This is a genomic window from Sphingopyxis sp. H073, from assembly GCF_001468395.1.
Taxonomy (GTDB): domain Bacteria; phylum Pseudomonadota; class Alphaproteobacteria; order Sphingomonadales; family Sphingomonadaceae; genus Sphingopyxis.
Genome location: NZ_LNSG01000005.1, coordinates 166169 through 189738, shown reverse-complemented (window position 1 = coordinate 189738; position 23570 = coordinate 166169). Strand labels below are relative to the sequence as shown.

General features: G+C 65.4%; 28 protein-coding genes. 10 read left to right on the top strand and 18 right to left on the bottom strand.

The window, feature by feature from the left end:
- Nucleotides 1-2 precede the first annotated feature (2 nt).
- Entirely contained in the window at nucleotides 3-659 is a 657-nt protein-coding gene (locus ATE64_RS11435; protein ID WP_058456065.1) for a lysoplasmalogenase, read from the top strand.
- 2 nt (nucleotides 660-661) lie between these two features.
- Here the strand turns inward: ATE64_RS11435 and ATE64_RS11430 are convergent, their stop codons facing one another.
- Nucleotides 662-1123 carry a host attachment family protein gene (locus ATE64_RS11430; RefSeq protein WP_058456064.1) on the bottom strand — a complete coding sequence of 154 codons (462 nt, stop codon included), beginning with the start codon at nucleotides 1121-1123 and terminating at the stop codon, nucleotides 662-664.
- A 292-nt stretch (nucleotides 1124-1415) separates the two neighbouring features.
- Between ATE64_RS11430 and ATE64_RS21635 the strand changes: the two genes are divergently transcribed.
- Complete coding sequence (locus ATE64_RS21635; protein WP_156416568.1) at nucleotides 1416-1592, top strand: hypothetical protein; 177 nt, start codon at nucleotides 1416-1418, stop codon at nucleotides 1590-1592.
- A gap of 57 nt (nucleotides 1593-1649) precedes the next feature.
- Here the strand turns inward: ATE64_RS21635 and ATE64_RS11420 are convergent, their stop codons facing one another.
- Nucleotides 1650-2519 carry a TauD/TfdA family dioxygenase gene (locus ATE64_RS11420; RefSeq protein WP_058456197.1) on the bottom strand — a complete coding sequence of 290 codons (870 nt, stop codon included), beginning with the start codon at nucleotides 2517-2519 and terminating at the stop codon, nucleotides 1650-1652.
- A gap of 167 nt (nucleotides 2520-2686) precedes the next feature.
- On the opposite strand from ATE64_RS11420, the gene ATE64_RS11415 reads away from it, so the two are divergent.
- On the top strand, nucleotides 2687-3055 hold the full coding sequence (locus ATE64_RS11415) for a glycine zipper 2TM domain-containing protein (RefSeq protein WP_058456062.1): 369 nt from the start codon (nucleotides 2687-2689) through the stop codon (nucleotides 3053-3055).
- A 159-nt stretch (nucleotides 3056-3214) separates the two neighbouring features.
- Nucleotides 3215-3775 (top strand): peroxiredoxin, encoded by a 561-nt coding sequence (locus ATE64_RS11410; RefSeq protein WP_058456061.1) that lies wholly within the window; start codon nucleotides 3215-3217, stop codon nucleotides 3773-3775.
- A 378-nt stretch (nucleotides 3776-4153) separates the two neighbouring features.
- On the opposite strand, the gene ATE64_RS11405 is transcribed toward ATE64_RS11410, so the two are convergent.
- From ATE64_RS11405 to ATE64_RS11395, 3 genes are read right to left on the bottom strand one after another with little or no spacing between them, the layout of a single operon-like run.
- Nucleotides 4154-5527, bottom strand: coding sequence for a HAMP domain-containing sensor histidine kinase (locus ATE64_RS11405; RefSeq protein ID WP_058456060.1), 1374 nt, complete (start codon nucleotides 5525-5527; stop codon nucleotides 4154-4156).
- Nucleotides 5524-6417, bottom strand: coding sequence for a hypothetical protein (locus ATE64_RS11400; protein WP_058456059.1), 894 nt, complete (start codon nucleotides 6415-6417; stop codon nucleotides 5524-5526). The genes ATE64_RS11405 and ATE64_RS11400 overlap by 4 nt, the downstream gene beginning before the upstream one ends.
- 57 nt (nucleotides 6418-6474) lie before the next feature.
- The gene (locus ATE64_RS11395; protein WP_058456196.1) at nucleotides 6475-7689 is read right to left on the bottom strand and encodes a hypothetical protein; all 1215 of its coding nucleotides are present in this window, start codon (nucleotides 7687-7689) and stop codon (nucleotides 6475-6477) included.
- Nucleotides 7690-8059: 370 nt separating this feature from the next.
- Here ATE64_RS11395 and gyrA point away from each other — a divergent pair, with 370 nt between their 5' ends.
- Both gyrA and ATE64_RS11385 read left to right on the top strand, forming a co-directional pair.
- Nucleotides 8060-10759 carry a DNA gyrase subunit A gene (gyrA, locus tag ATE64_RS11390; RefSeq protein WP_156416567.1) on the top strand — a complete coding sequence of 900 codons (2700 nt, stop codon included), beginning with the start codon at nucleotides 8060-8062 and terminating at the stop codon, nucleotides 10757-10759.
- Nucleotides 10756-11067, top strand: a complete 312-nt coding sequence (locus ATE64_RS11385; RefSeq protein ID WP_058456057.1) for a DUF952 domain-containing protein — start codon at nucleotides 10756-10758, stop codon at nucleotides 11065-11067. Before gyrA ends, ATE64_RS11385 begins: the two co-directional genes overlap by 4 nt.
- Nucleotides 11068-11328: 261 nt before the next feature.
- Here ATE64_RS11385 and ATE64_RS11380 read toward each other — a convergent pair whose 3' ends face one another.
- From ATE64_RS11380 to pgsA, 3 genes are read right to left on the bottom strand one after another with little or no spacing between them, the layout of a single operon-like run.
- Nucleotides 11329-11769: a molybdenum cofactor biosynthesis protein MoaE gene (locus tag ATE64_RS11380; protein ID WP_058456056.1), complete on the bottom strand. Its 441-nt coding sequence runs from the start codon at nucleotides 11767-11769 to the stop codon at nucleotides 11329-11331.
- The gene (locus ATE64_RS11375) at nucleotides 11766-12017 is read right to left on the bottom strand and encodes a MoaD/ThiS family protein (protein WP_197410137.1); all 252 of its coding nucleotides are present in this window, start codon (nucleotides 12015-12017) and stop codon (nucleotides 11766-11768) included. The genes ATE64_RS11380 and ATE64_RS11375 overlap by 4 nt, the downstream gene beginning before the upstream one ends.
- Nucleotides 12018-12021: 4 nt before the next feature.
- The gene (gene pgsA / locus ATE64_RS11370) at nucleotides 12022-12594 is read right to left on the bottom strand and encodes a CDP-diacylglycerol--glycerol-3-phosphate 3-phosphatidyltransferase (protein ID WP_058456055.1); all 573 of its coding nucleotides are present in this window, start codon (nucleotides 12592-12594) and stop codon (nucleotides 12022-12024) included.
- Between the two features lie 159 nt (nucleotides 12595-12753).
- On the opposite strand from pgsA, the gene ATE64_RS11365 reads away from it, so the two are divergent.
- Nucleotides 12754-14049 carry an MFS transporter gene (locus ATE64_RS11365; protein ID WP_058456054.1) on the top strand — a complete coding sequence of 432 codons (1296 nt, stop codon included), beginning with the start codon at nucleotides 12754-12756 and terminating at the stop codon, nucleotides 14047-14049.
- Here ATE64_RS11365 and ATE64_RS11360 read toward each other — a convergent pair.
- The 3 genes from ATE64_RS11360 to nadC form a co-directional block, all read right to left on the bottom strand.
- On the bottom strand, nucleotides 14046-14273 hold the full coding sequence (locus ATE64_RS11360) for a hypothetical protein (protein ID WP_058456053.1): 228 nt from the start codon (nucleotides 14271-14273) through the stop codon (nucleotides 14046-14048). The two genes, ATE64_RS11365 and ATE64_RS11360, sit on opposite strands and share 4 nt — an antisense overlap.
- A 95-nt stretch (nucleotides 14274-14368) precedes the next feature.
- Nucleotides 14369-15085 carry a ribonuclease T(2) gene (locus ATE64_RS11355; RefSeq protein WP_058456052.1) on the bottom strand — a complete coding sequence of 239 codons (717 nt, stop codon included), beginning with the start codon at nucleotides 15083-15085 and terminating at the stop codon, nucleotides 14369-14371.
- Nucleotides 15072-15920, bottom strand: a complete 849-nt coding sequence (gene nadC / locus ATE64_RS11350; protein WP_058456051.1) for a carboxylating nicotinate-nucleotide diphosphorylase — start codon at nucleotides 15918-15920, stop codon at nucleotides 15072-15074. Before nadC ends, ATE64_RS11355 begins: the two co-directional genes overlap by 14 nt.
- A 96-nt stretch (nucleotides 15921-16016) precedes the next feature.
- Between nadC and ATE64_RS11345 the strand changes: the two genes are divergently transcribed.
- Nucleotides 16017-17147, top strand: a complete 1131-nt coding sequence (locus ATE64_RS11345) for a nitronate monooxygenase (protein ID WP_058456050.1) — start codon at nucleotides 16017-16019, stop codon at nucleotides 17145-17147.
- 104 nt (nucleotides 17148-17251) lie between these two features.
- Here the strand turns inward: ATE64_RS11345 and ATE64_RS11340 are convergent, their stop codons facing one another.
- On the bottom strand, nucleotides 17252-17704 hold the full coding sequence (locus ATE64_RS11340) for a peptidylprolyl isomerase (RefSeq protein WP_058456194.1): 453 nt from the start codon (nucleotides 17702-17704) through the stop codon (nucleotides 17252-17254).
- Nucleotides 17705-17858: 154 nt separating this feature from the next.
- Between ATE64_RS11340 and mgtE the strand changes: the two genes are divergently transcribed.
- Nucleotides 17859-19316 (top strand): magnesium transporter, encoded by a 1458-nt coding sequence (mgtE, locus tag ATE64_RS11335; RefSeq protein WP_058456049.1) that lies wholly within the window; start codon nucleotides 17859-17861, stop codon nucleotides 19314-19316.
- Between the two features lie 227 nt (nucleotides 19317-19543).
- Nucleotides 19544-19672, top strand: coding sequence for an entericidin A/B family lipoprotein (locus ATE64_RS11330; protein ID WP_058456656.1), 129 nt, complete (start codon nucleotides 19544-19546; stop codon nucleotides 19670-19672).
- Nucleotides 19673-19689: 17 nt separating this feature from the next.
- On the opposite strand, the gene tatC is transcribed toward ATE64_RS11330, so the two are convergent.
- From tatC to nagZ, 6 genes are read right to left on the bottom strand one after another with little or no spacing between them, the layout of a single operon-like run.
- On the bottom strand, nucleotides 19690-20496 hold the full coding sequence (gene tatC, locus ATE64_RS11325; protein WP_058456655.1) for a twin-arginine translocase subunit TatC: 807 nt from the start codon (nucleotides 20494-20496) through the stop codon (nucleotides 19690-19692).
- Complete coding sequence (gene tatB / locus ATE64_RS11320) at nucleotides 20493-20873, bottom strand: Sec-independent protein translocase protein TatB (protein ID WP_058456654.1); 381 nt, start codon at nucleotides 20871-20873, stop codon at nucleotides 20493-20495. Before tatB ends, tatC begins: the two co-directional genes overlap by 4 nt.
- Before the next feature lie 35 nt (nucleotides 20874-20908).
- Nucleotides 20909-21136: a twin-arginine translocase TatA/TatE family subunit gene (locus ATE64_RS11315; RefSeq protein WP_058456653.1), complete on the bottom strand. Its 228-nt coding sequence runs from the start codon at nucleotides 21134-21136 to the stop codon at nucleotides 20909-20911.
- 25 nt (nucleotides 21137-21161) lie between these two features.
- Nucleotides 21162-21755, bottom strand: a complete 594-nt coding sequence (gene scpB, locus ATE64_RS11310; RefSeq protein WP_058456652.1) for an SMC-Scp complex subunit ScpB — start codon at nucleotides 21753-21755, stop codon at nucleotides 21162-21164.
- Entirely contained in the window at nucleotides 21752-22525 is a 774-nt protein-coding gene (locus ATE64_RS11305; RefSeq protein WP_058456651.1) for a ScpA family protein, read from the bottom strand. The genes scpB and ATE64_RS11305 overlap by 4 nt, the downstream gene beginning before the upstream one ends.
- Nucleotides 22526-22533: 8 nt before the next feature.
- Nucleotides 22534-23541 (bottom strand): beta-N-acetylhexosaminidase, encoded by a 1008-nt coding sequence (gene nagZ, locus ATE64_RS11300; RefSeq protein WP_058456650.1) that lies wholly within the window; start codon nucleotides 23539-23541, stop codon nucleotides 22534-22536.
- Nucleotides 23542-23570: the final 29 nt, after the last annotated feature.

Below are 23570 nucleotides of genomic sequence, written 5' to 3'. Positions count from 1 at the left end.
GGATGAGCGGGCAGCACGGTCGGGATCGGGCGCGGTGGCTTTGGTGGCTGGCGTTGGCCGGCGGCATCAGTTTCATGATAGCGGTGGTGCAGCGGCTCGAGGGTCCCCCGATCTGGGCGTGGAAAACGACAGGGGTCGCATTTCTGGCGCTGTGGGCGGCGGCGAATGCGCGCGAGCGCAGCGGCTGGCTGATCGCGGCGGCGCTTGGCTTCGGCGCGCTCGGCGACTGGATGCTCGATGCCAGGGGGCTGATCGCGGGAGCGGCAGCATTCGCCGTCGGGCATCTGATCGCGATCATCCTGTATCTGACCAATAGGCGGGCGCGGACCACGCCGTCGCAGCGGCTGCTCGGTTGGCTGACGATCCCCGCCACACTGACGATCGTTTGGGCGATGCTGAGCCCTGCGCCGGGCTGGTGGCACGCCGCCGCCTATTCGCTGTTCGTCGCCGCAATGGCGGCGGCGGCCTGGACGAGCCGCTTTCCGCGGTATCGTACCGGGATCGGCGCGATGATGTTCCTCGCGAGCGACCTGTTCATCTTCGCGGGCGAAGGCGAAGTGCTGCCAAAAGACGTCACTATGTGGCTCGTCTGGCCGCTCTATTTTGCGGGGCAGGCGCTGATTGCTTGGGGCGTGGTGCGCACGCTGGGCAAGGAATAGGATCAGGAAGGCGGCGCGGCATCACCGACGAGCAGCGCCTCGATATCCGAAATCGGGCGGTCGGTCATTTCCTTGACATGCTCGCCCGCGATCCGGCTCCGCACCTCCTTGTGCCACAGCGGTCGAAGCTCGCCCATCGTGCGCGCTGGCGCGACGACGACGAGATCGTGGAATTCGCCCGCAAGGGCCATCGCGTTGACCTTTTCGCTGAGGTCGCGCGCGAAGCGGTCCTCTTCCTGCTGATGGAAATCGGGCTCCTCCATCGTGTCCTGAGACGCTCCGGCGCCCGAGGGGCGGGCCGAGCGGCCCGCGGCATCGGTCTTGATGTCGCCGTCCTTGCGATCCGCGCGCTCGCGATGCGATGCGGTGCGCAGGTCGATCTGCTGCTCGTCGCCGCGATTGCGCAGAAACAACGCCTTGCGGCCGTCGGCGACGAGGACGAGCGTGTCGTGGGGGACTGTCATGCCAAGGCTCCTTTTCGGAAAGTCCAACACATGGAACCGAGACTAAGTTTCGCCAATCGGTGATGTTCCTTAGGCGCGTGAACGGCGCGGCGCCGCGCAACGACGTCATCCTGCGGTTCGGCCGGTCGCTCGGTTCAGGAGGTTGGCGATTTTGCAACCGGGCTGCTTCGTAATTGGCTCTGCAATCGATGCGCCGGAGGATAGGCTCTTGAACGTAAGATCCTTTTTCGTGCTGGGGGCCGTTATGACGGCGAGCTCGTCGGCTTATGCCATCCCGTCCAGGCCGCCCTTTATGACGCCCAAGAAAGCGAGCGCCGAGCAGAGCAACTACACCTACCGACAGAGGCTGGAGGCGCTGCGCAGCCAGGTGATCGCAACGCAGGCCCGCGACGGCGGTGTGCTTACCGACGCGCATCGCGCGGCGCTGCAGGACAGGCTCCACCGGATTCACACCGATTTTCGGCGCTAGGTGCGCGACGTCGATATGCATTCGGTGTCCGCGGACGGCCGACGCCTTCCGTAATCTTCACGTCTTGCCGGACGCCCCGTCCCACGCCGCGATCGTCGTGCGATGAAGCAGGCGGTCGTGGCCGTCGTAGCCGCCGGTCGCGCGGTGGAGGACCGAGCGATTGTCCCACATGACAAGCATATCGGGCTCCCATTCGTGGGAGTAGCGAAACTCCTCGCGCCCTTGCCACTGGATGAGCTCGTAGAGCAGAGGAAGCCCCTCGCTGTCGTCGAGCCCGTCGAAACCGATGATGTAGCCCGCGCAGCCGAACAGGCCGAGGCGGCCGGTTTCGGGATGCGTGCGGACGAAGGGATGGAGTTGGGTCTCCAGCGCCGCGTCGTCCGAGCGGATGTCCATGCTGCGGCCCCCCGGGCCCTTTGGGTCGTTCGCGCCGTACATGCCGGTCGGCGCATAGCCGTTGCGTGCGCTGTGGATGGCCTGCAGCCCCTCGACGCGCGCGCGCAATTCGGCCGGCATCGCGTCGAGCGCGGCGTGCTGGTTCGAAAATTCGGTGTTGCCGCCGACGGGCGGAATGGTGATGCCGTAAAGGCAGGTGCCCGCGGGTGGGCGCTCCTGGAAACTCCAGTCGCTATGCCAGTTTTCGGCGAAGAGCGGCGCGGTCTCGTCGGCACGGCGCTTTACCGCGATGATATGATCGTGGCCGGGGATCGGGCGGATGAAAGGATCGTCGCCGAAGCCGCCGAAATAGCCCGTAAAGCGCTCGAGATCCTCCGCACTCAACTTCTGGTCGGGGAAGGACAGGACATGATGGTCGAGCCATGCGGCGCGAATTTCGGCCACGGTTCCGGCATCGAGCGGCTTCGTCAGGTCGACGCCGGTCACGCGGGCACCGCACGCCTGACCGCTGGGGGCGATGGTCAAGGTCATGCGCCGATGCTGCGCCGAATGGCGCGCGGGGTCAATCGGGCGCGGCAGGATGCCCCGAAAGTTCGTCGAGCCGATTCTCGCAGGCGCGCGGGGCGTCGGCAATTCATCCACGCGCCATCTTCGCCGCTCTACCTTGACGGCGTCGGGGGACAGGATGGAGAAAACAGATGTTCGGGTTCAGGAATATGGCGTTGGCTGCGCTCATTGGCGCCAGTGCCTTTCCCGCGTTGCCCGCCGAAGCGGACGCGCACGACCGGCACCACCGCCACGGCTATCACGGCCACCGCGACCATGATCGCTATGGCGATTACCGGCGCGACTACCGCAGGGATTATCGCCGCAACGACTATCGCGACCGCCGCTATTATTGCCGGCGCGGCAGCGGCACGACAGGCCTGATCGTCGGTGGCGCCGCGGGCGCCTTGCTCGGCCGCGAGGTCGATCGCTATGGCGACCGCGTTCCCGGCACGATCATCGGCGGTGCCGCCGGTGCGCTGATCGGACGCGAGATCGATCGCGGCGATCGCCGCTGCTGATCGAGGGTGAGGTCCGGCTGGCACTTGCGCCGCTTAACCGAGGTTGCAGCGGTCCAAGTGTCGGCGGATCGGCACCGGCGTGATTGCGGTCGGCAAATAACGCGGTAGAGTGATCACCCCGGTGGGGCATGATCCCGCAGTTGAAGGTGGAGACCGCAAATGAAAATCGCGACGAAACTGGCGTTTGCGGCCAGCCTCGGCCTTGCTGCCCTGATCCTTCCCGGGCAGGGCATCGCGGCGCTGCAGCAGGGCGCGAAAGCGCCCGATTTTACGCTGAATGCGGCGCAGGCGGGCAAGGAATTCCGCCTGTCGCTGAGACAGACGCTGCGGAACGGGCCGGTCGTGCTCTATTTCTTTCCCGCCGCCTTCACCCCCGGCTGCACGGTTGAGGCGCATCTGTTTGCGGAAGCGAACAGCCAGTTCAACCAGCTGGGCGCGCGGGTGATCGGCGTGACTGCGGGCAATATTCACCGCGTCGCCGAGTTTTCGCGGTCGGAGTGCCGCGACAAATTTGCCGTCGCGGCCGATCCCGGCGCGAAGGTCGCGGCGCAATATGATGCAACGATGCAGGGGGCGGACGGGAAGCCGCTCTCCAACCGCACGTCCTATGTGATCGCGCCGAACGGGACGATCCTGCTGAGCTACAGCGACAGCAAGCCGCAGGCGCATATCGAAAAGACGATGGCTGCGGTTCGCGCGTGGAATGCGAAGCGCAACTGAACCTGCTGCGATCGGGTTTCGGCAATAGTCGCTTTCGGCGGATCGCTGCCTTGGCGGATGTGATCCCCGGCTTTCGCAGGCGATCGCGCCGGAAATTGTCCGCCTTCACCCCGAAGCTGTCATCGCCTTCAAAAGGGCCTTTCCTACATTATCCCGCTGTGCCAGCCTTCATCCGGCTCTTTCACTCGGGTGAATAAATGCGGTCGCGGCCCGGTTTGCGGGTGCGGCTGCCACGCGGCGTACGCGATGCGTTCGGCAATTTTCCCGGCTTTGACGGGCGATGCAATGGGCTGAACTTTCCTGAACTTTGAAAGTCCGGCCAGCAACGATCGGGGAAAACATCTCAGCTCCCCCGCCACACCGCCAATCGCGGCGCCTTCAATCCCGCGCCGGCAAACTCAGCGTAAATCTGGCCCCCTGCCCGGGCGCGCTGTCGACGGTCAGGTCGCCATCCATCGCGCGCGCCAGGCGGCGCGCAATATAAAGGCCGAGCCCCGACCCCCCGCTATCGGTGCGCCCCAGTCGTTCGAATTTCTCGAACACGACATCCTGTTGTTCGGCCGAAATGCCCTGCCCCTGATCGGCTACGGTCACCATCGCGCGGTTGCCCTCGCGATCGACGCGGATCCATATCTGCGAATTGTCGGGCGAATAGCGGATCGCGTTGCCGAGCAGGTTCAACAGCACTTGCAGCACGCGCCGGAATTCGCCGGTCGCCGGCATCTTGTCGTCGACGCGCGGCGCGTCGATGCGAATGCCCTTTTCTTCCGCTTTCATGCCGAGCAGGCCGACGGCGCGGCGCGCCAGGTCGCCAAGGTCGATCTGGTCGGCGGCCGCCTTGAACCCCGGACGCTCGATATTCTGGAGGTCGGCCAGATCATCGACGAGCCCGAGCAGGTGCCGCCCCGCGTGCGCGATATCGCCGGCATAGCGCGCATAGTCGGCGCGGATCGGCCCGTCGAACTGCCCATGGATCGTCTCGGCAGTCGCGATGATGCGGCTCAACGGACCGCGCAGCGCACCATCGATCCGCCGTCCGAATTGCGGATCGGACAGTGGCAGCGATCCAAAGGCCGGATCGGGCGGTGGTGCCGGATATTCGCCGGCGTCCGTATCGGCCGCCCCCCTCACCGCGACGCCGCGAAAGCCGGTCAGCCGCCCGGTTGCGTCGAACAGCGGTTCGGCCGCCAGCGTCATCGTAACCGTGCCTTGTTCGGTCTCGACGCGCACGCGTTGCCCGTCGAACCGCGACTGCCCCGCGAGCGCGCGCAGCACCGGGAACCGGCCTTGCTCGTCGGGCTGGAGCTCGAACAACTCGGACAGCGACCGTCCCTCCCAGTCGGCTGGAATCGGCAGCGCATCGCCCTCGGCGTGCAAGGTCAGCAGGCGCAGCCGCTGATCGCATTCCCATGTCCACCCGTCGGCCGACGCCATGCCCGCGCCGTCAGCCGGCGCCTCGGGAAGCAGGATCGGCCGCGTACGCCAGTCGCTGATTTCAAGATTTGCGCCCTCCCCATCGGGCAGGACGCGAACGAGCGCATGAATGTCGCTATGATCGTCAGCGGCATAGAGCGGCCGCGAAATGTCGCGCTGCAGCCGCTGCGCCAGCACAACGAGCCGCGCGAGATTGGGCAGCGCAAGCGGCTGGCCGATCGCCGCCCCCGCGCGCTGTTGCAGGCGCAGCAGCGGCGCGTCGGCGCTCACCAACCTGCCCGCGCTATCGACGCGGCCGCGAACGATCCGCTCGTTCATCCGCGCGTCTCGACCGTGCGCGATGGCAGCGCGGCGAGCGATGCTTCAAGCGGGGCAAGCGATGCGCGGTCCAGGCTAAGCGGAGCCAGAAGCGCTGGCAAAGCGGCCGCCTCCGCGCTCGTCAACGCAAGCGCCATGTCGGCAAAGGATCGGCGGCTCGCGGCCGCCGCCAGCGCGACGAGCGCCAGCCAGTCGTGGCGATCGATCGCACTCGCCGCGGCCCCTTCGATCGCTGCCCCCTCGCCCAGCGCGGCCAGATATTGCCGCGCCGCTACGTCGATCCCCGGGATCGCCGCACGATATTCGACGACCTTGCGCACCGCTTCACCCAGGCCAGCCGCCAATTGGCCATCTTTCCCTGCCTGCACCATGCGCCAGGCAGCGATGTCGAGCAGCAGCGCACGCAGGAGTTCGGGCTCGACATCTTCAAGCGCAATCCGGGGACTTCCACGGCCGTCGGCACGCCGGCGGTCGGCAATCCGCAGCGCCAGATAGGCGCGGTCGGCCTCGGGCGTCGTGTCGATCGTCTCGGGCGCGGGCGGCTCGTCACCGTCCACCGGAACCACGACGGGGGCAGCGATCCGCCGCGCCGAATGCTCGCGCCAGCGATGTTCCTCGGCGCGTGCGAAACAGGCAGCGGCGAGTCGCGGGGCAGTCGGCAAGCCGCTTTCCAGCCAGTCGCGCCACAGCGCGCTGACGTCGATGTCCGCCGACAGTTCGCGCGCCGCATCCTCGACCAGCCGACGCGCGATGCCGAGGGACAGCGCTCGCTGCTCCTCGGTCAGCCGCCCCGCGGCGGGCGCCGCCAGGAAATCGGCCAGCTCGCGCAGGCGCGCCGACAGCGTCGGCGACGGCGGGTCGATGCCGGGCGAGGGAAAAAAGTCAGCCATGCACGCTCGCGATAGCAGCATGTCGTTAATAGGCCTTAAACCTTGGCGAGCTTGGCTTTACCGCGCTTCCGGCCGCCGTGCGAGCCGCATCCACAGCATGATCTGGAACAGGCCGAGCAAGGGCAGGATTGCGAACATCAGCGGCGCGAAACCGAAGATCAGCGCGGGCAGCAGCATGATCCACGCTTGGTCGGCGTCGGGGAGCAGCCAGTGGAAGCGGCGTTTTTCGCCCGAATCCTCATACAAGGTCCGCGCGAGCATGATGATCGCGGCGAGGCAGGGTGCGAGCGCGGCTTGCGAAAAGGGCGGCATCCGATGCTCCGGGCCTGCCAAGGCGAGCAGCCAGGGAAACAGCCCCAGCAGGACGAGCGCAAAGGTGCGGATGGCATTGCGCACGCGGTCCTGCGTCACGCTCTGCGCGCGAAAGGCGGCGAGGAACCGCATCGTGGCGAGGCCAAGCCCGCCGAACAGCGCGACCAGCGCGCCCGCGGCCGCGAGGCCATTCGCCGCGAGCAGCCCGACGGAGACCCACAAAAGCGCCGTGATATAAGGCATGTAGCGTGCGACTTTCGCGGATCGCACGAGTAGCGGCCCGGCCAGCCGCACGATCGGCATCATGATCGCCGATCGCCCCAGCCCCATCCCGCCATATTCGACCTGCTGCAGGCTCGATTGCTCGATCAGCGCCGCGGTCGGGCGGTCAATAACGACCGCGATCTCGCCCTGCTCGAACAGCGCGGGCTCGCAGTAGAGCCGCCGCGATCCCGCCTGCACTGCGAGCCGCAGCAGCGTCAGCATCATGTCCCACTCGCCCGGCATCGCCGCGAGTTCGGCAACCATCGGCTGCGAGATGGCGGCCAGCCCGCCCCAGCGCCGCGTCGCGTCGATCCGCTCGAACGCCTGCGTCAGCACCGTGTCGCCGGTCACGAGGATCGCCGGCGAACCGGGCTTGGCGATCGCGGCATAATGGGTCCCGCTCGCGCGGAGTCCGTCGGCGACGAGGATGATCCGGTCGTCGCTCTCGACGATCGCGACCAGATCCGCAGCTGCGCGCACAGGCGTCACCTTGATTCCGCGCCGCTGGATGCGGTCGCACGTCGCGATAAGGTCCGCAGGCACCGCCGCGACCACGACAGCGATATGCGTCACCCCGACATCGGCGAGCCGCGCCGCCTGCCGCTCGATCAGCGTCTCGCCAGCCACGGTGACGAGCGCCCGCAAGCCGCCGTCGGGCAGCATTTCGCTCGCGCCGACCAGCGCGATCAGGGCCACCGACACCCCCCTGGCAGTCTCATGGTCATCGGCCCGCAGCTTTAGGGGAGGACGCGCGATTGGCAAGCCTGCAGCGAGGCCGATTCCTCTGCTCGCCCATCCTTCAGAAGGCCCGGTTCTGGGCGGCGATGCCGGACGGAGAGGCGATATCCCGGCCGTCGCCGGCATAACCGGAGATCGGATGGCATGACGTCATTCTAGAATAAAGAAAACGCTCCACTTTCCCGGTTCCCGTCCACGCCCGAAGCCGAGCAAAAAATATCCCGAAAAATGACCGAATCGCTGGCCTTTCCTGCCCCCATCGGCTAGTCCGATTTTATCTCCCGATAAGCAGAAAAAAGGCCGGGCTTTGACCGAAGAAAATACGCCTATGCAACCGTCGGACGACGGTGTTTCGCCGATCAACATCGTCGACGAAATGAAGACTTCCTACCTCGATTACGCGATGAGCGTGATCGTCAGCCGCGCGCTTCCCGATGTACGCGACGGCCTGAAGCCGGTCCACCGCCGTATCCTTTACGCGGCGCAGGAAGGCGGCTTTGTTCCCGGCCGCCCGTACAAGAAATCGGCGAAGATCGTCGGCGACGTCATGGGTAACTACCACCCGCACGGTGACAGCGCGATTTACGACGCGCTCGCGCGCATGACGCAGGACTGGTCGCTGCGCGTGCCGTTGATCGACGGTCAGGGCAATTTCGGTTCGATGGACCCCGATCCGCCGGCGTCGATGCGTTATACGGAAGCACGGCTGGCCAAGACCGCTATGGTGCTGCTGAACGACCTCGACAAGGACACGGTCGACTTCCAGCCCAACTATGACGCAAGCCGCGAAGAGCCGACGGTCCTTCCCGCGCGCTTCCCGAACCTGCTCGTCAATGGCGCGGGCGGCATCGCGGTCGGTATGGCGACGAACATTCCGCCGCACAATCTCGGCGAAGTCATCGACGCGACGCTTGCAACGATCGACAACCCCTCGATCTCACTCGAGGATCTGATGGCGATCGTTCCCGGCCCCGACTTTCCGACCGGCGCGCTGATGCTCGGCCAGGGCGGCGCCCGCAACGCCTATTTGACCGGTCGCGGCTCGATCATGATGCGCTCGACGCACATCATTGAGGAAGGCAGGAACGATCGCCAATCGATTGTATTGACTTCGATTCCGTACCAGGTCGGCAAGTCGGGTCTCGTCGAGAAAATTGCCGAAGCCGCACGCGACAAGCGGATCGAGGGCGTCGCCGATATTCGCGACGAATCGAACCGCGAGGGCGTCCGCGTCGTCATCGAACTGAAGCGCGATGCCACCGCCGACGTCGTGCTCAACCAGCTTTGGCGCCACACCCCGGCACAGTCGAGCTTCCCAGCGAACATGCTCGCGATCCGTGGCGGCCGTCCCGAAATGCTCGGGCTCAAGGACATTCTCTCGGCCTTCATCACCTTCCGCGAGGAAGTGATCACGCGCCGCTGCAAGTTCGAACTCGCCAAGGCGCGCGACCGTGCACATATCTTGCTGGGGCTCGTCGTCGCGGTCAGCAATCTCGACGAAGTCGTCCGCATAATCCGCGGCTCGCCCTCGCCCGCTGCCGCCCGCGAGGCGTTGCTAGCGCGCGAATGGCCGATCGGCGAGATCGCACCCTACATCCGACTCGTCGAAGCGATCGAGGGCGAGATGGAGGAGAGCGCCACCTATCGACTGTCGGAGACACAGGTGAAGGCGATCCTCGACCTCCGCCTCCATCGCCTGACCGCGCTCGGACGCGACGAAATCGGCAAGGAACTTGGCGAGTTGGCGACCGAGATTGAGGAACTTCTTTCGATCCTCGCGGACCGCGAAAAGCTCTATGCGGTGATGCGCGAAGAACTCGTCGCGGTGCGCGACGAATTCGCGACGCCGCGCAAGACGCTGGTCGCCCCCGCCGCCGACGGCATCGACGATGAAGATCTGATCGAGCGCGAGGAGATGGTCGTGACCGTCACCCTCGACGGCTATATCAAGCGCACCCCGCTCGAGACCTTCCGCGCCCAGCGCCGCGGCGGCAAGGGCCGCGCCGGCATGGCGACGAAGGACGAGGATGTCGTCACCAACCTGTTCGTCACCTCGACGCACACGCCGGTGCTCTTCTTCTCGACCGCAGGCAAGGTCTACCGCATGAAAGTGTGGCGCCTGCCCGAGGGCGGACCCGCAACGCGCGGCCGCCCGATGATCAACCTGCTGCCGCTCGCGCAGGGCGAGACGATCTCGACCGTGCTCCCGCTGCCCGAGGATGAGGGCGAATGGGGCAAGCTGCACGTCATGTTCGCAACCGCGAAGGGCAATGTGCGCCGCAACAGCATGGACGCCTTCACCAACGTGCCATCGAACGGCAAGATCGCGATGAAGTTCGAGGGCGAGGACGAAGACGACCGGCTTATCGGTGTCGCGCTGCTCGACGAGAGCGACGACGTGTTGCTCGCGACGCGCCAGGGCAAGGCGATCCGGTTTGCCGGTGACGATGTGCGCGAATTCCAGAGCCGCAATTCGACCGGCGTGCGCGGTATGCGTCTCGCCGATGGCGATGAAGTCATCTCGCTCTCGATCCTGCACAAGGTCGGGACGACCAACGAGGAACGCGAAGCCTATCTCCGCGCCGCGCCGTGGAAGGACAATGAGAACGAACCGACGCTCGATGGCGAACGGATGGCCGAACTCGCCAGCCGCGAGGAGTTCATCCTCACGGTCTGCGCCAATGGCTATGGCAAGCTGTCGTCGGCCTATGAATATCGTCGCACCGGCCGCGGTGGCCAGGGAATCACCAACATCGACAATATCGGCCGCAACGGCCCGGTCGTCGCCAGCTTCCCCGCGACGCAGGCGCACCAGCTGATGCTCGTGACCGATCAGGCGAAGCTCATCCGCATGGGCCTCGACAGCCTGCGCGTCATCGGCCGCGGCAGCGCCGGCGTGCGGCTGTTCGACGTCGCGGCCAACGAACATGTCGTCTCGGCCGCGCTGATCGAGGACAGCGACGAGGAAGAAAGCGAAGGCGTGGAAACCGCCGCCGAAGCCCCGGCCAGCGAAGCCCCCTCAGAATGACGACGCCCGCGACGGCCTTCAAAGTGCTCACCGCGCAGCAATGGACCGATTTCGAGCGCGAGCGGGTATTTCGCGGCGCGCCAGTGGATATCGCCGACGGCTATATCCATCTGTCGACTGCGGAGCAGCTCGAGGCGACGATCGAGAAATATTTCGCCGGCCAAAGCGGCCTCATGATCGCCGAGGTGGACCTCCTCCTCCTCGGCGACGCCGTTCGCTGGGAACCGGCGCGCGGCGGCGACCTGTTCCCGCACATCTACGCCGAACTGCCGATCCACGCGGTCGTGAGCCTGCAGAGGCGGGACTAGATTCCGCCGCTGGTCGCGCGCCCGTCGCGACGAGGCTGGTTTTGGATGTCCGCTTTGGGATAGAGAGCGGACATCAAAAAGCCGTCATGCTGGCTGCGGCGACGGCCTCGCTGTTCCAGCATCCATGGGTTGAGCTCTCATCGGGCGCTAAGCGCTCGGCCTCTCCGTCAGCGCAGCGGGCTTGCAGCCCCGATCGCAGTCGATGGGGAGGATCATGAGATCAGCTCCCTACCCAAAAGCAGTCTTTAGCCTACCGTGGCGCTAATCCCACCGTTCCGCGCGGCCATGATCGCCATCGCGCGGCTCGACCCACGCAACGCGCCCGTCGGCAAACGTCTCGCGCTTCCACAGCATCACATCAGTCTTCAGCCGGTCGATCAGAAACTCGGTGGCGGCCAGCGCCTCTGCACGATGCGCGCTGCTCGCCAGCACCAGCACGATCGTCTCGCCCGTTGCCATTCCGCCGACGCGGTGGACCAGCGTCAGCGCGGATAGCGACCAGCGATCGGCCGCGACATGCGCGAGCTCAGCCAGCCCGGCTTCTGTGAGCGCGGGATGATGTTCGAGGAAAAGTTCGGCAAGCCCGTCGTCGCCGCGCACGCGTCCAACGAAGATCGCGCTTGCCCCATGTCCCCCCGCATCGTGAATATCGAGCTCGGCCGCGACATTGATCGCGTCGGTTTGGACCGCTACGCGGATCATCCTCCGGTCACCGGCGGAAATAGCGCGATCTCGTCGCCGATTGCCGCTTCCGGGCCGACCATCGTACCGCCAACCGCCGCACGAATGCGCCCTGGCTCGGCAAAGGCCAGCGCGCCGCGATCGTCGCGCGCGGCGAGCCAGCCGACCAGATCGGCGATGGTCGTGACATCGGCGGGAGGGTCGATCACTTCCCCGGCAACCCCCATCCGCTCGCGCACCCAGGCGAAGTAGCTGATAGTCAGCGTCACGCGCCTAGTCCATATGCTTCAGGCCGACGCGCAGATAATCCCAGCCGGTGATCAGCGTCAGCACCGCCGCACCCCACAGCGAGGCAAGTCCGACGATCTTGATCCACGCCATCGCGGGTAGCGCCCCGGCCAGAATCAGCGCACCGAAGGCAACGAGCTGAAATGTCGTCTTCCATTTCGCCAGCTGGGTGACCGGCATCGACACCTGCAGCGTCGCGAGAAATTCACGCAATCCAGACACGATGATCTCGCGCAGCAGGATCATCAGCGCCGCGATGACGTGATAACCGTCGATGTCGCGCGTAAAGACCAGCAGCAGGATAACGGCCGCGATCATGATCTTGTCGGCGATAGGATCGAGGAATGCGCCCAGTCGCGAGACGATCCCGCGCGAGCGCGCAACATAGCCGTCAAAATAATCGGTAATGCCCATCAGGCAATAGAGCCCGAATGCCAGCGCATAGTCGATCGGCTTCGGCTGCAACGACCCCTCGGCCACGCCCGGCCACAGGAGAAAAAGCAGGATGGGAACCGCCAGAATGCGCGACAGTGTCAGGATGTTGGGAAGGCTTAGCATGATCCCTGTCGGCGCGTCCGTTCTAGCTTTGCGGCCCAATTGGGCTTTGACCCCGCCTGCCCTAACCGATAAGCCCCCCGTGCGACAACAGCATTGCCCCAAAAGAGACCATCGCGGGTTGGCGCTGTCGCAATGTCGGGCTGTCAAACTGGATTTTCAATGACCGGATCCTTTGCGCTGCTGAAACAACGCAGGTTCCTGCCACTTTTCGTCACCCAGCTCCTCGGCGCCTTCAACGACAATCTGTTCAAGAATGCGATGGTGCTGTTCGTCGTTTACGGCGTTTTCAACGACGAAGCATCCGAGACTTTGTTCAGCGCGGTCGCGACCGCCCTGTTTATCATCCCCTTCTTCCTCCTCTCCGCGCTCGCCGGCCAACTCGCCGACACGCGTGACAAGGCGCGGATCATCCGCATCGTCAAATTCTGCGAGATCCTGATCATGCTTGTCGGCGGCGCAGGCCTAGTGCTCGCGTGGATGGGTTGGGCGGTGCATCTCGTCGCGATACCGCTGATGATGCTCGCGCTCTTCGCGATGGGCATTCACTCGACCTTCTTCGGGCCGATCAAATATGCGATCCTGCCGCAGCACCTGAACAGCGACGAGGTGCTGGGCGGTACCGGGCTCGTCGAGGCCGGCACCTATATCGCAATTCTCGCGGGCACGATCCTCGCCGGGGTGATCGAGGTCGAATGGGCCGCCCTCGGCGTCGTCCTCGTCGCGATGATCGGCTACTGGACCGGTCGCAAGGTCCCGCCCGCCCCGCCCGAGCATGAGGAAACGGGAATCGACTGGCATATTGTCCGCTCGTCGGTGACGCTCGTGCGCGGCACGATGCACATCCCGCGCCTCTATCTCGCGATCCTCTCGATCAGCTTCTTCTGGACGATCGGCGCGGTCCTGTTCATCCAGTTCCCGCCGCTGGTGAAGAATATCCTCCACGCCGACAAAAGCGTCGCCAGCCTGTTCCTCGCGATCTTCTCGATCGGCATCGCGATCGGTTCGGTCGCCGTGAATCGGCTGCTCAAGGGGCAGGTTTCGGCGCGCTACAGCCCGGCCAGCGTCATCGTCATGGGCGCGTTCGTCGTCGCCTTTTACTGGGTGTGCCGCAATTGGGAGCACGATCCCTCGGGTGTCATGTACGGGATCGACGGCTTCCTGGGCCATGCCGACGTCATTCCCCTGCTCGCCAGCCTGCTCGGCATCGCGATCAGCGGGGGCATGTTCGTCGTTCCGCTGTATGCCTTCCTGACCACCACCGTGCCGAAGGATCAGACCGCACGCACCGTCGCCGCGAACAACATCGTCAATTCGGGGGCGATGGTCGCTGGTTCACTGCTCGCGATGGGATTGGGCTTTGCCGGCGTCGGCGTCGTCGACCAGCTTTTGATGAGCGCCGCGATGTGCCTGATCTCCGCCTGGCTGGCGGTCAAGCTTCACCGCGCCTGCGACTAGATCAAGAACATCATCGTCGCGACGAAGAAGATCGCAAAACTCTCAAGAAACAGCCGCGTATCGCTTCCTCGCGCCCACGGCGACGGGATTGCCCGCTGCGCCGCCAGCGTTTCGCGAAGCTCGTCCTGCCAGTTCGCCGGCGCGCTCATTCGCGCGATGACAAGCTGCCGGGCCGCATAGCCGCGCAGGCGATCGCGGATGTCGATCTGTTCGTCCGAGTCCATGCATGCGAAGCTACGCCCGCGTTAACGAGTCGGTAAGGTTAAAAAAGAGTTAACGGCCCGGCCGTCCCGGCGCGGGACGCCATTGCGCCTGATCGTTAACTGCCGGGCATTGGCGTGATGCGCACCGGCTTGCCGTCGGGAGCGCCGACCTGGAACGGCTTGCATGCCCGCGGACGCATTCGCGGACCGAGGCACAGCCGCACTTCGTCCAGCCACCCGTCACGATTGGTCGACACTGCGACCATCGCGGCGGTCACGCCCTTGTTGCGCGCCGCGAAGGCGCGGCGGATGCTCCCCGCGGTCTGCGGCTCGGCGGTGAGTGCCTTCATGTCGGGAAAGCGGACCGCCCGGAACAGCTTCGACGCCGCGGCGAAATAGGCGGCCGGATGCGGGCTCATGCAGGTGCCGTGCTTCGCCCATTCATGCTGCAGCAGCTGCGCCGAGGGTGTCATGCACATATGTTTCTTCAGCACCGGCTGCGGCACGATCTTCGCCGGGCGGCACCATTGCGGATAATCTCTGGTGTCGGTCTCGGGCCACAAACCGTGCAGCACCCAGCCGAAGCGACCGTTTTCGCCCGAACATTGGAAACGGTCGCGGACATCCTTCGGGTTCCGGACGTCGGCGCAATGCTGCGGCGACCAGCTCATGCTGAGCAAATAGCCTGTCGTCGGCGGCTTGCGCACCGGCTCGTCGCGCGCCGGGCGTTCGAGTCGCGGCACGGAAACGCGGTCAGGCACCGAACAGGAGAGCGCCTGCGCCTGCGCCGTGACCGGCATCAGCGCCAGCGCGACAGCGCTAAGCCAGCGCAAAGTCGAGCCCGATATCGGCTGCGGGCGCCGACTGGGTGAGCCGTCCGACCGACACATAGGTCACGCCGGCCGCGCCGATCGCGTGGATCGTGTCGAGCCGGACGCCGCCCGATGCTTCGGTCGGCACCTTGCCGTCGACCAGCGCGACACATTGGCGCAGTTCGTCGAGGCTCATATTGTCGAGCAACAGATGCGTCGCCCCCGCGTTCAGCGCGGGTTCGACTTGCGCCACCCGGTCGACCTCGACGATGATCCGCTCGATCCCGGCATCGACCGCGCGGCGGACGGCTTCCTCGACCGATCCCGCCACCGCGACATGATTGTCCTTGATCATCGCCGCGTCCCACAGACCCATGCGATGGTTCGTCGCACCGCCGGTCCGCGTCGCATATTTCTCGAGCACGCGCAGGCCAGGTATCGTCTTGCGCGTGTCGAGCAAAGTCGCCCCCGTCCCCGCCAGCGCATCGACATACTGCCGCGTCATCGTCGCGATCCCCGACAGATGTTGCACGGTATTCAGCGCCGACCGCTCCGCCGTCAGCATTGCGCGTGCATTGCCGGTAAGCCGCATCAGATCGCTGCCCGCCGCGACCTGTTCACCTTCGGCCGCCAGTATCTCGATCTCCATCGCCGGATCGAGCGCGCGGAAGAACATCGCGGCGATCGGAAGACCGGCGACGGTAATCGCGTCGCGGCTGTCCATCACTCCCGAAAAGCGCGCGCCGGCCGGGATCGTCGCCATCGACGTGATATCGCCCCCCGACGCCATATCCTCGGCCAAGGTGCTGCGCACAAAGGCGCCGAGGTCGAAACCGGATAGGGAAAAATCGCTCATGCGACGAGCGATAGAGGGGCGCCCGCGCAAATCAACTTGACGTTTACGTCAACTAACGCTGACATGGCTGCAAATAGAGAAATGGAGAGAGGCCCCATGCAATCCCCGATCTGCGCGATGCTCGGCATCGAATTCCCCCTGCTCGCCTTCTCGCACTGCCGCGACGTCATCGTCGCAGTGTCGAAGGCCGGCGGCATGGGTGTCTTTGGCGCCGCGTCGCTGCCGCCCGAGCGGCTCGAGGAAGAACTGGCGTGGATCGACGCGCATATCGGCGGCCTACCCTACGGCGTCGACCTGATCGTCCCGAACAGCTTCGCAGGCAAAGGCGAAGCCCGGTGCGAACTGCCGCCGATCCCCGCCGAGCATAAGGCCTTCGTCGCCGACCTGCTCGTCAAGCACGGCGTCGACGACGGAAATCTGTCGCTTCCCAGCATCGGCGGCGGTCTCGGCGAAAATATGACCGACGATGGTGCCGCGAAACTGCTCGAAGTCGCCTTCCGTCATCCGATCAAGCTCATCGCCAATGCGCTTGGCGTTCCGCCGCCGCTGATGCTCGAACTCGGCAAGCGGCATGGCGTACCGGTGGCCGCGCTCGTCGGCACCCGCGACCATGCGCTGGCGCAGGTTCGCGCGGGCGTCGACATCCTTGTCGTCGCGGGCGGCGAAGCCGGCGGCCACTGCGGCGAAGTTGCAACGATGGTGCTCGTTCCCGAGGTCGCGGCTGCCGTCGAAGCCGTCGGCGCGACGACGCCGATCCTTGCCGCCGGCGGTATCGTCACCGGGCGCCAGATGGCCGCCGCGATGGCGATGGGCGCGCATGGCGCCTGGTGCGGATCGGTCTGGCTGACGACCGCGGAGGCCGAGACCAACCCGGTGGTGAAGGAAAAGATGCTCGCCGCCTCGTCGCGCGATACCGTCCGTTCGAAGAGCCGTACCGGCAAGCCGTCGCGCCAGCTCCGCTCGCCCTGGACCGACGCCTGGGAGGCCGAGGGCGCGCCGAAGCCGCTACCGATGCCGCTCCAGTCGCTGGTCAGCGAACCGGCGTTGCGCAAGGTCGATAAGCTCTCGGAGGGCGGTCACGAAGGTGCGAAAGCGCTCGCGACCTATTGGGTCGGCCAGGGAGTAGGCCTGATGAACGAAGCGATGGGTGCCGGACAGGTCGTGCAGGAATTCAAGGCCGACTGGATCGCTGCCTGCGAGCGATTGAACGGCTTTATCGAGGACTGACCGCATCATTCGTCACCCCAGACTTGATCCGGGGCCCATCGCATCCCCCAAAAGGACGCGTGGATGCCGGGTCAAGCCCGGCATGACGAACATAATGCCGAAGGCTATTCGCTGACGGTCGCCTTGACGATCTTGCCGGGTTCGCGCGGCGGCTCGCCCTTGGGGAGGGCGTCGACATTGTCCATGCCTTCGATCACTTCGCCCCAGACGGTGTACTGCTTGTCGAGAAAGCGCGCGTCGTCGAAGCAGATGAAGAACTGGCTGTTCGCGCTGTTCGGGTTCTGCGCGCGCGCCATCGAGCAGACGCCGCGGACATGCGGCTCGGCGCTGAATTCCTGCGGCAGGTCGGGAAGCTTGCTGCCGCCCATGCCGGTGCCCGTCGGGTCGCCGCCCTGCGCCATGAAGCCCGGGATCACGCGGTGGAAGACGACGCCGTCGTAAAAGCCTTCCTTGGCGAGCGACGTGATGCGCTCGACGTGTTGCGGCGCAAGGTCGGGGCGCAGGCGGATGACGACATCGCCGGTCGACAGCGAAAGGGTGAGCGTCTGGTCGGACATGATTTGCTCCTTCATTGGGGATTTGGCGGTGCCATAGCGGCGTGGGCCCGCAAAGCCACGCACTAATTGTCGAAATCCATGTCGCGGCGTTGCCATCGTGGTGCCGCGCGACTAGGGGGAGGCACGGACACCGCATTAGCCAGGGAGGACCGCGATGGACAAACGCGAAGAATCCCTGCCCGAACAAGGCGTCGTCCTCGCCGACGACCGCGAAGCGGGCCGCGAACCACCACACCGCGAGGTCGAAACCGAACTCGACGAAGACGACCGGCTGAAACCCGAATTCGTCCGCGACGTGATCGACCTCGCCGAGGCCGGCGAAGGCGAGGCCGCGCGTGAACGCATCGGCCGCCTCCACCCGGCCGATATTGCGGACCTTTTCGAACTCGCCCGCCCCGACGAACGCCCGATGCTCGCCGCAGTGCTGGGCGACATGCTCTCCGCCGACGTGCTGGCGGAAATGAACGATTATGTGCGCGAGGAGCTGATCGACCTCCTCGCGCCAGAGCAGGTCGCCGAACTCGCCTCCGAACTCGATACCGACGATGCCGTCGCGATCATCGAGGATATGGAGGAGGACGATCAGCAGGCCGTTCTCGAGGCGATGGAGCCCGAGGATCGCGCCGCGATCGAGGACGCGCTTTCCTACCCGGAGGAATCCGCCGGGCGCCTCATGCAGCGCGAATATGTCGCGGTGCCCGAGCATGTGACCGTCGGCGACGTCATCGACCGGCTGCGCGAGGATGTCGACCTTGCGACCGATTTCTGGGAAATCTTCGTCGTCGATCCGCTGCATCGCCCGGTCGGAACCTGCCAGCTGAGCTGGATTCTCCGCACGCCGCGCGACATTGCGGTCAGCGACGTGATGAAGCGCGAGCAAACGCTGATCCCCGTCGACATGGATCAGGAAGAGGTCGCGCTCCGCTTTCAGAAATATGCGCTGATCTCCGCGGCGGTCGTCGACAAGGCGGGGCGTCTCGTCGGGATGATCACGGTCGATGACGTCGTCCATATCATTCAGGAAGAGGCAGGCGAAGACATCCTCCGCCTCTCGGGCGCCGGCGACGGCGACATTAACGAGCCGATCCGCGAAACCTATGCGGCCCGCGTCCGCTGGCTGATCGCCAACCTTGGCACCGCGCTGGTCGCGTCGAGCATCGTCGGCATCTTCGGCGGCGCGATCGAGCATATGGTCGCGCTCGCGGCGCTGATGCCAATCGTCGCCGGCGTCGGCGGCAATGCGGGAACGCAGACGCTGGCGGTCACCGTGCGCGCGCTCGCGATGAACCAACTCACCGATTCGAACAGCTATCGTGCCGTGTGGCGCGAAATAAAGATCGCGCTGCTCAATGGCGGTACGATCGCGTTGATCGCCGGGACCGCTACCGCGCTCTGGTTCGGCAATCCGCAATTGGGCGCGGTCATCGCCGCGGCGATGATCGTGAACATATTCGTCGCTGGCGTAGCCGGGGTGGCGATCCCGCTGCTACTGGACCGGCTCGATCAGGACCCTGCCGTTGCGAGCTCGATTTTCGTCACGATGACGACGGATTCGATGGGATTTCTCGCCTTTCTGGGGCTCGCGGTGGCCAGCGGACTGACGTCACTCTAGGTCAACGCTCTGAAATCCAAGCGATTCAAATGAGCCGCAAAAAAATTTCGCCTGTATGATTTTTTTCGGGAACTTTTGGCTCGCACCGTCCGTTTCCCCTTCGAGCAGCGGTCATCGCCCCCCCGCAGCGCTGCTCAGCAACATTGGCCCGGCCCGCTTCGAGGGGGGGGGGGGGAATGCGTGCCGGGCCATTTTGCGTCCAAGAAGACCCGTGAGAGGTGAATCAAATGACGAGTATCCGTGTAATCCTCCTCACCCTGCTTGCTAGCTTTCTGGTCGCTGGCTGCAACACGGTGAAGGGCGTTGGCCGCGACATCGAGTCGGTCGGCCAGGCGGGTAGCGACGCCATTCACTGATCGGCGGGAAGCTTACCCTAAGCCTCTTCGAGAGGCTCGACAGGCGCCGCTTCGGCGCCTGTCTTGCGTTTGCGGCCCGTAAACCAGATCGCAAAGATCGACAGCTCGTAGAGAAAGACGAGCGGAATCGCGAGCAGGAGCTGGCTGAGGATATCGGGCGGCGTGAACACCGCAGCGATCGCAAACGCCGCAACGATCATATAGCGCCGCGCCGAAATGAGCTGCTCGCGCGTCACGAGGCCCGCGCGTTCGATCAGCATCAACAGGATCGGCAACAAGAAGGCGATGCCGAACGCCATGATGAACTGCATCACGAAGCTCAGATAATTGCCGACCGAGGGCAGCGCCTCCTGCATCACTCCGCCGACTTCGCCCTGGTATCCGAGCAGGAATTTGAGGGCGATCGGGATCGTAATGAAATAAGCGAAGCACGCGCCGACCGTGAAGAGCACCGGCGTCGCGAACAGGAAGGGCAGCAGCGCGCGCTTTTCCTTGCGGTACAGGCCGGGAGCGACGAATTTCCAGAGCTGGTTGGCGATCACAGGGAACGCGATCATCATGGCCGAGAACAGCGCGACCTTGATCTCGACGAAGAAGGCCTCGAACAGCTGGGTGTAGATCAGCTTACCCTGCCCCGCGACGACCAGAGGATGCACGAGAATGCCGAAGATCGGCCGTGCGAAATAGAGACAGACGCCGAAAGCCAGCCCGACCGCGAGCAGCGATTTCAGGAGCCGCGAGCGCAGTTCGATCAGATGGTCGAGCAACGGCATCTTGCCGCCGGCGCCATCTTCGTCGGCCGTTACAGGGGTTTCGGCAGTCATGGCAGCGGCCCATCACGAGGCGGCACTTCGTGCGTCTCGGGCTTGGTGGCCGCGGCGGCATGATCGGGATTTTCGGGCGGCGCCTCGCCGCTGTCGGTCGCGGCAAGAATCGGCGGCGTCCCTGCCGCAACGTCATCGATCCGCGGAAATTCGCGCATGATCGCGTCATTCTGCTCGCGCCACTGCTTTTCGAGCTCTTCCAGTTCGGCCTCGCGCATCATCGTGTCGAGGCCCGACCGGAAATGGCGCGCCATGCCGCGCGCCTTGCCGACCCATTTGCCGACGAAGCGCATCGCCTTGGGCAGATCCTTGGGCCCGATGACCACCAGGGCCACCACCACGACGAGCAGCAACTCGGTGGGCGCGACGTCAAACATGAACTAAAGCTTCCCCCGCAGGCGGCGCGGCGCGATCAGCGGATTTCGGTTTCCGCGGTCGGCGTCGGAGTGGCGGCGTCGGGCGTCCGCTGCCCCTCGATCTGCTTCGGAGCGGGCGGGACATCGTCGTCGGCCATGCCCTTCTTGAAGCTTTTGATGCCCTTGGCGACGTCGCCCATCATGTCGGAGAAGCGGCCCTTGCCGAACAGCAGAAGGACAAGAATACCGACCACGAGCCAGTGCCAGATGCTGAAGCTACCCATCTCAAAATCTCCTTGAAGGGCTCATCTAGGCCTCTTCACCGTCTTTTACTAGGTCCAGTTCGCCCATTGCCTCCTCGAAAGCAAGGTCGACAGGGTCGAGCAGGCCGGCCGCGCGCAAATCCTCGATTCCCGGCAGGTCCTTGCGGCTGTTGAGGCCGAAATGTTGCAGGAAGGCGTCGGTCGTCTTGTAGATCAGCGGCCGCCCCGGAACCTCGCGTCGCCCGGCGGGAGCGATCCATTCGGCTTCCATCAGGACATCGAGCGTTCCCTTCGAGGTCTGAACCCCCCGGATGGCCTCGATCTCGGCGCGGCTGACGGGCTCGTGATAGGCAACGATCGCCAGCACTTCGGCTGCGGCGCGCGACAGCTTGCGCGGGTCGTCACGCTCGCGGCGGAGCAGGTGTGCAAGATCGGCGGGGGTCTGAAAATGCCAATGGCCGCCGCGCTCGACAAGTTCGACCCCGCTGCCATCATGGCGCTCTGCGATGCGGAGGATGATCGCGCGCACCTCGCCCGGTGTCATGTCATCCCCGAGCCGCCCCGCAACCTGCCGCGCGTCGAGCGGCTCGTCGCTCGCGAACAACATCGCCTCGATCGCGCGTTCCAGATCGTCGATCATACTTTTGCGGCTTTCAGATAGAGCGGTTCGAAGGCGGCTTCCTGTTTGAGGTCGATGCGCCCCTGCCGCGCAAGTTCGAGCGCGGCGAGGAAACTAGACGCGATCGCCGAGCGGCGGAGCGGCCCCCGATAATCGGACGGCAGGAAGTCGGAGAGTTCGGCCCAGTCGAGCTGCACGCCGATCAGTCGTTCGAGGTGGTGCAGCGCCGCGTCGAGCGTCACCACCGGCCGCCGCGAGACCATATGAACGACCGGTTCGGTGCGCAGCTTGACCTGCCCATAGGCCGAAAGCAGGTCATAAAGGCTGGCGTCCCAGCGCCGCAACTTTACATCGCGCAGTCCCTCGGGCTTCGCGCGCAGGAAAACGTCGCGGCCGATCCGGTCGCGCGCAAGGAGCCGCGCCGCCGCCTCGCGCATTGCGGCAAGGCGCTGAAGGCGCAGTTGCAGGCGGAGCGCCAGTTCGTCGGGCGACGGCTCCTCGAGCGGATCCTTGGGCAGCAGCAGCGCCGATTTGAGATAGGCGAGCCACGCCGCCATCACGAGATAGTCGGCCGCAACCTCCAGCTTCGCGCGCATTTCGGCTATGAAGACCAGATATTGCTCGACGAGCTGGAGGATCGAAATCTGCCGGAGATCGACCTTCTGCCCGCGCGCCAGCGTCAGCAACAGGTCGAGCGGACCTTCCCAGAAGTCGAGGCTGAGTTGCAGCGCATCCTCGCGTTCCTTTGCCGCCGACGGGGCCAGTTCGAAATCGAGCGGCAGTTCGTCCATCGACGCCCTCAGGCGAGCGCCAGCAGCGCGTCGCGCTGGTCGACGAGCACGTCGAACGCCCGCGAATCGTGCGCGCCAACGATCCGGTCCATCGCCCCTTCGAGCCGCGCGAGCGACACGGTGCTGATCGGATCGAGCGCCTTCGCGATCCCGATCATATCGTCCATCTTCGCCCAGCAATTGAGCGCGATATCGCACCCGGCGGCGATCGCGTCGGCGGCGCGTGAGGGAACATCGCCCGACAGAGCCTTCATGTCGAGATCGTCGGTCATGAGCAAGCCATGGAAGCCGACGCGCTGGCGGATGATGCTGTCGATGACGAGCGGCGAGAGGGTTGCGGGGCGGTGGGGGTCCCACGCCTCGAAAACCACATGGCAGGTCATCGCCATCGCCGCATCGCGCAGCGCCGCGAAGGGGGCGAGGTCGGTCTGCAGGTCGCGGTCCGGTGCGGTGACGGTCGGCAGCGCCTCGTGCGTGTCGAGCAGCGCGCGGCCATGGCCCGGGATATGTTTCACCACCCCGACGACCCCGCCGTCCTGCAACCCCGACAGGATCGCCCGCCCGAGCGCGGCGACGCGCATCGGCTCGCTACCGAGCGCGCGGTCGCCGATGACGTCGCTCGCCCCCGGCTGGCGCACGTCGAGCAGCGGCAGGCAGTCGACCGTGATGCCGACCTCGGCCAGCATCGACGCGAGCGCCATCGCATTGAGCCTTGCGGCTTCGATCGCGCTGGCGGGCGCACGCTCATACAGCGCATCGAACGCGGCGCCGCTCGGGAAATCGGGCCATTCGGGCGCCTTCATCCGCGCGACCCGGCCGCCCTCCTGGTCGATCAGGATCGGCAGGTTGGCGCGGCCGGCGAGGCTGCGCAGTTCGTCGGTCAGGCGCCGCAATTGCTCGCGGTTTTCGATATTGCGCCCGAACAGGATGTAGCCCGCAGGGTTGCTGTCGCGGAAGAAAGCGCGCTCGTCGTCGGTCAGGGTCAGGCCCGAAAGGCCGAAAATCGCCGGTATCATGCGTCAAACTCCACTGGCCGGTACTTCCC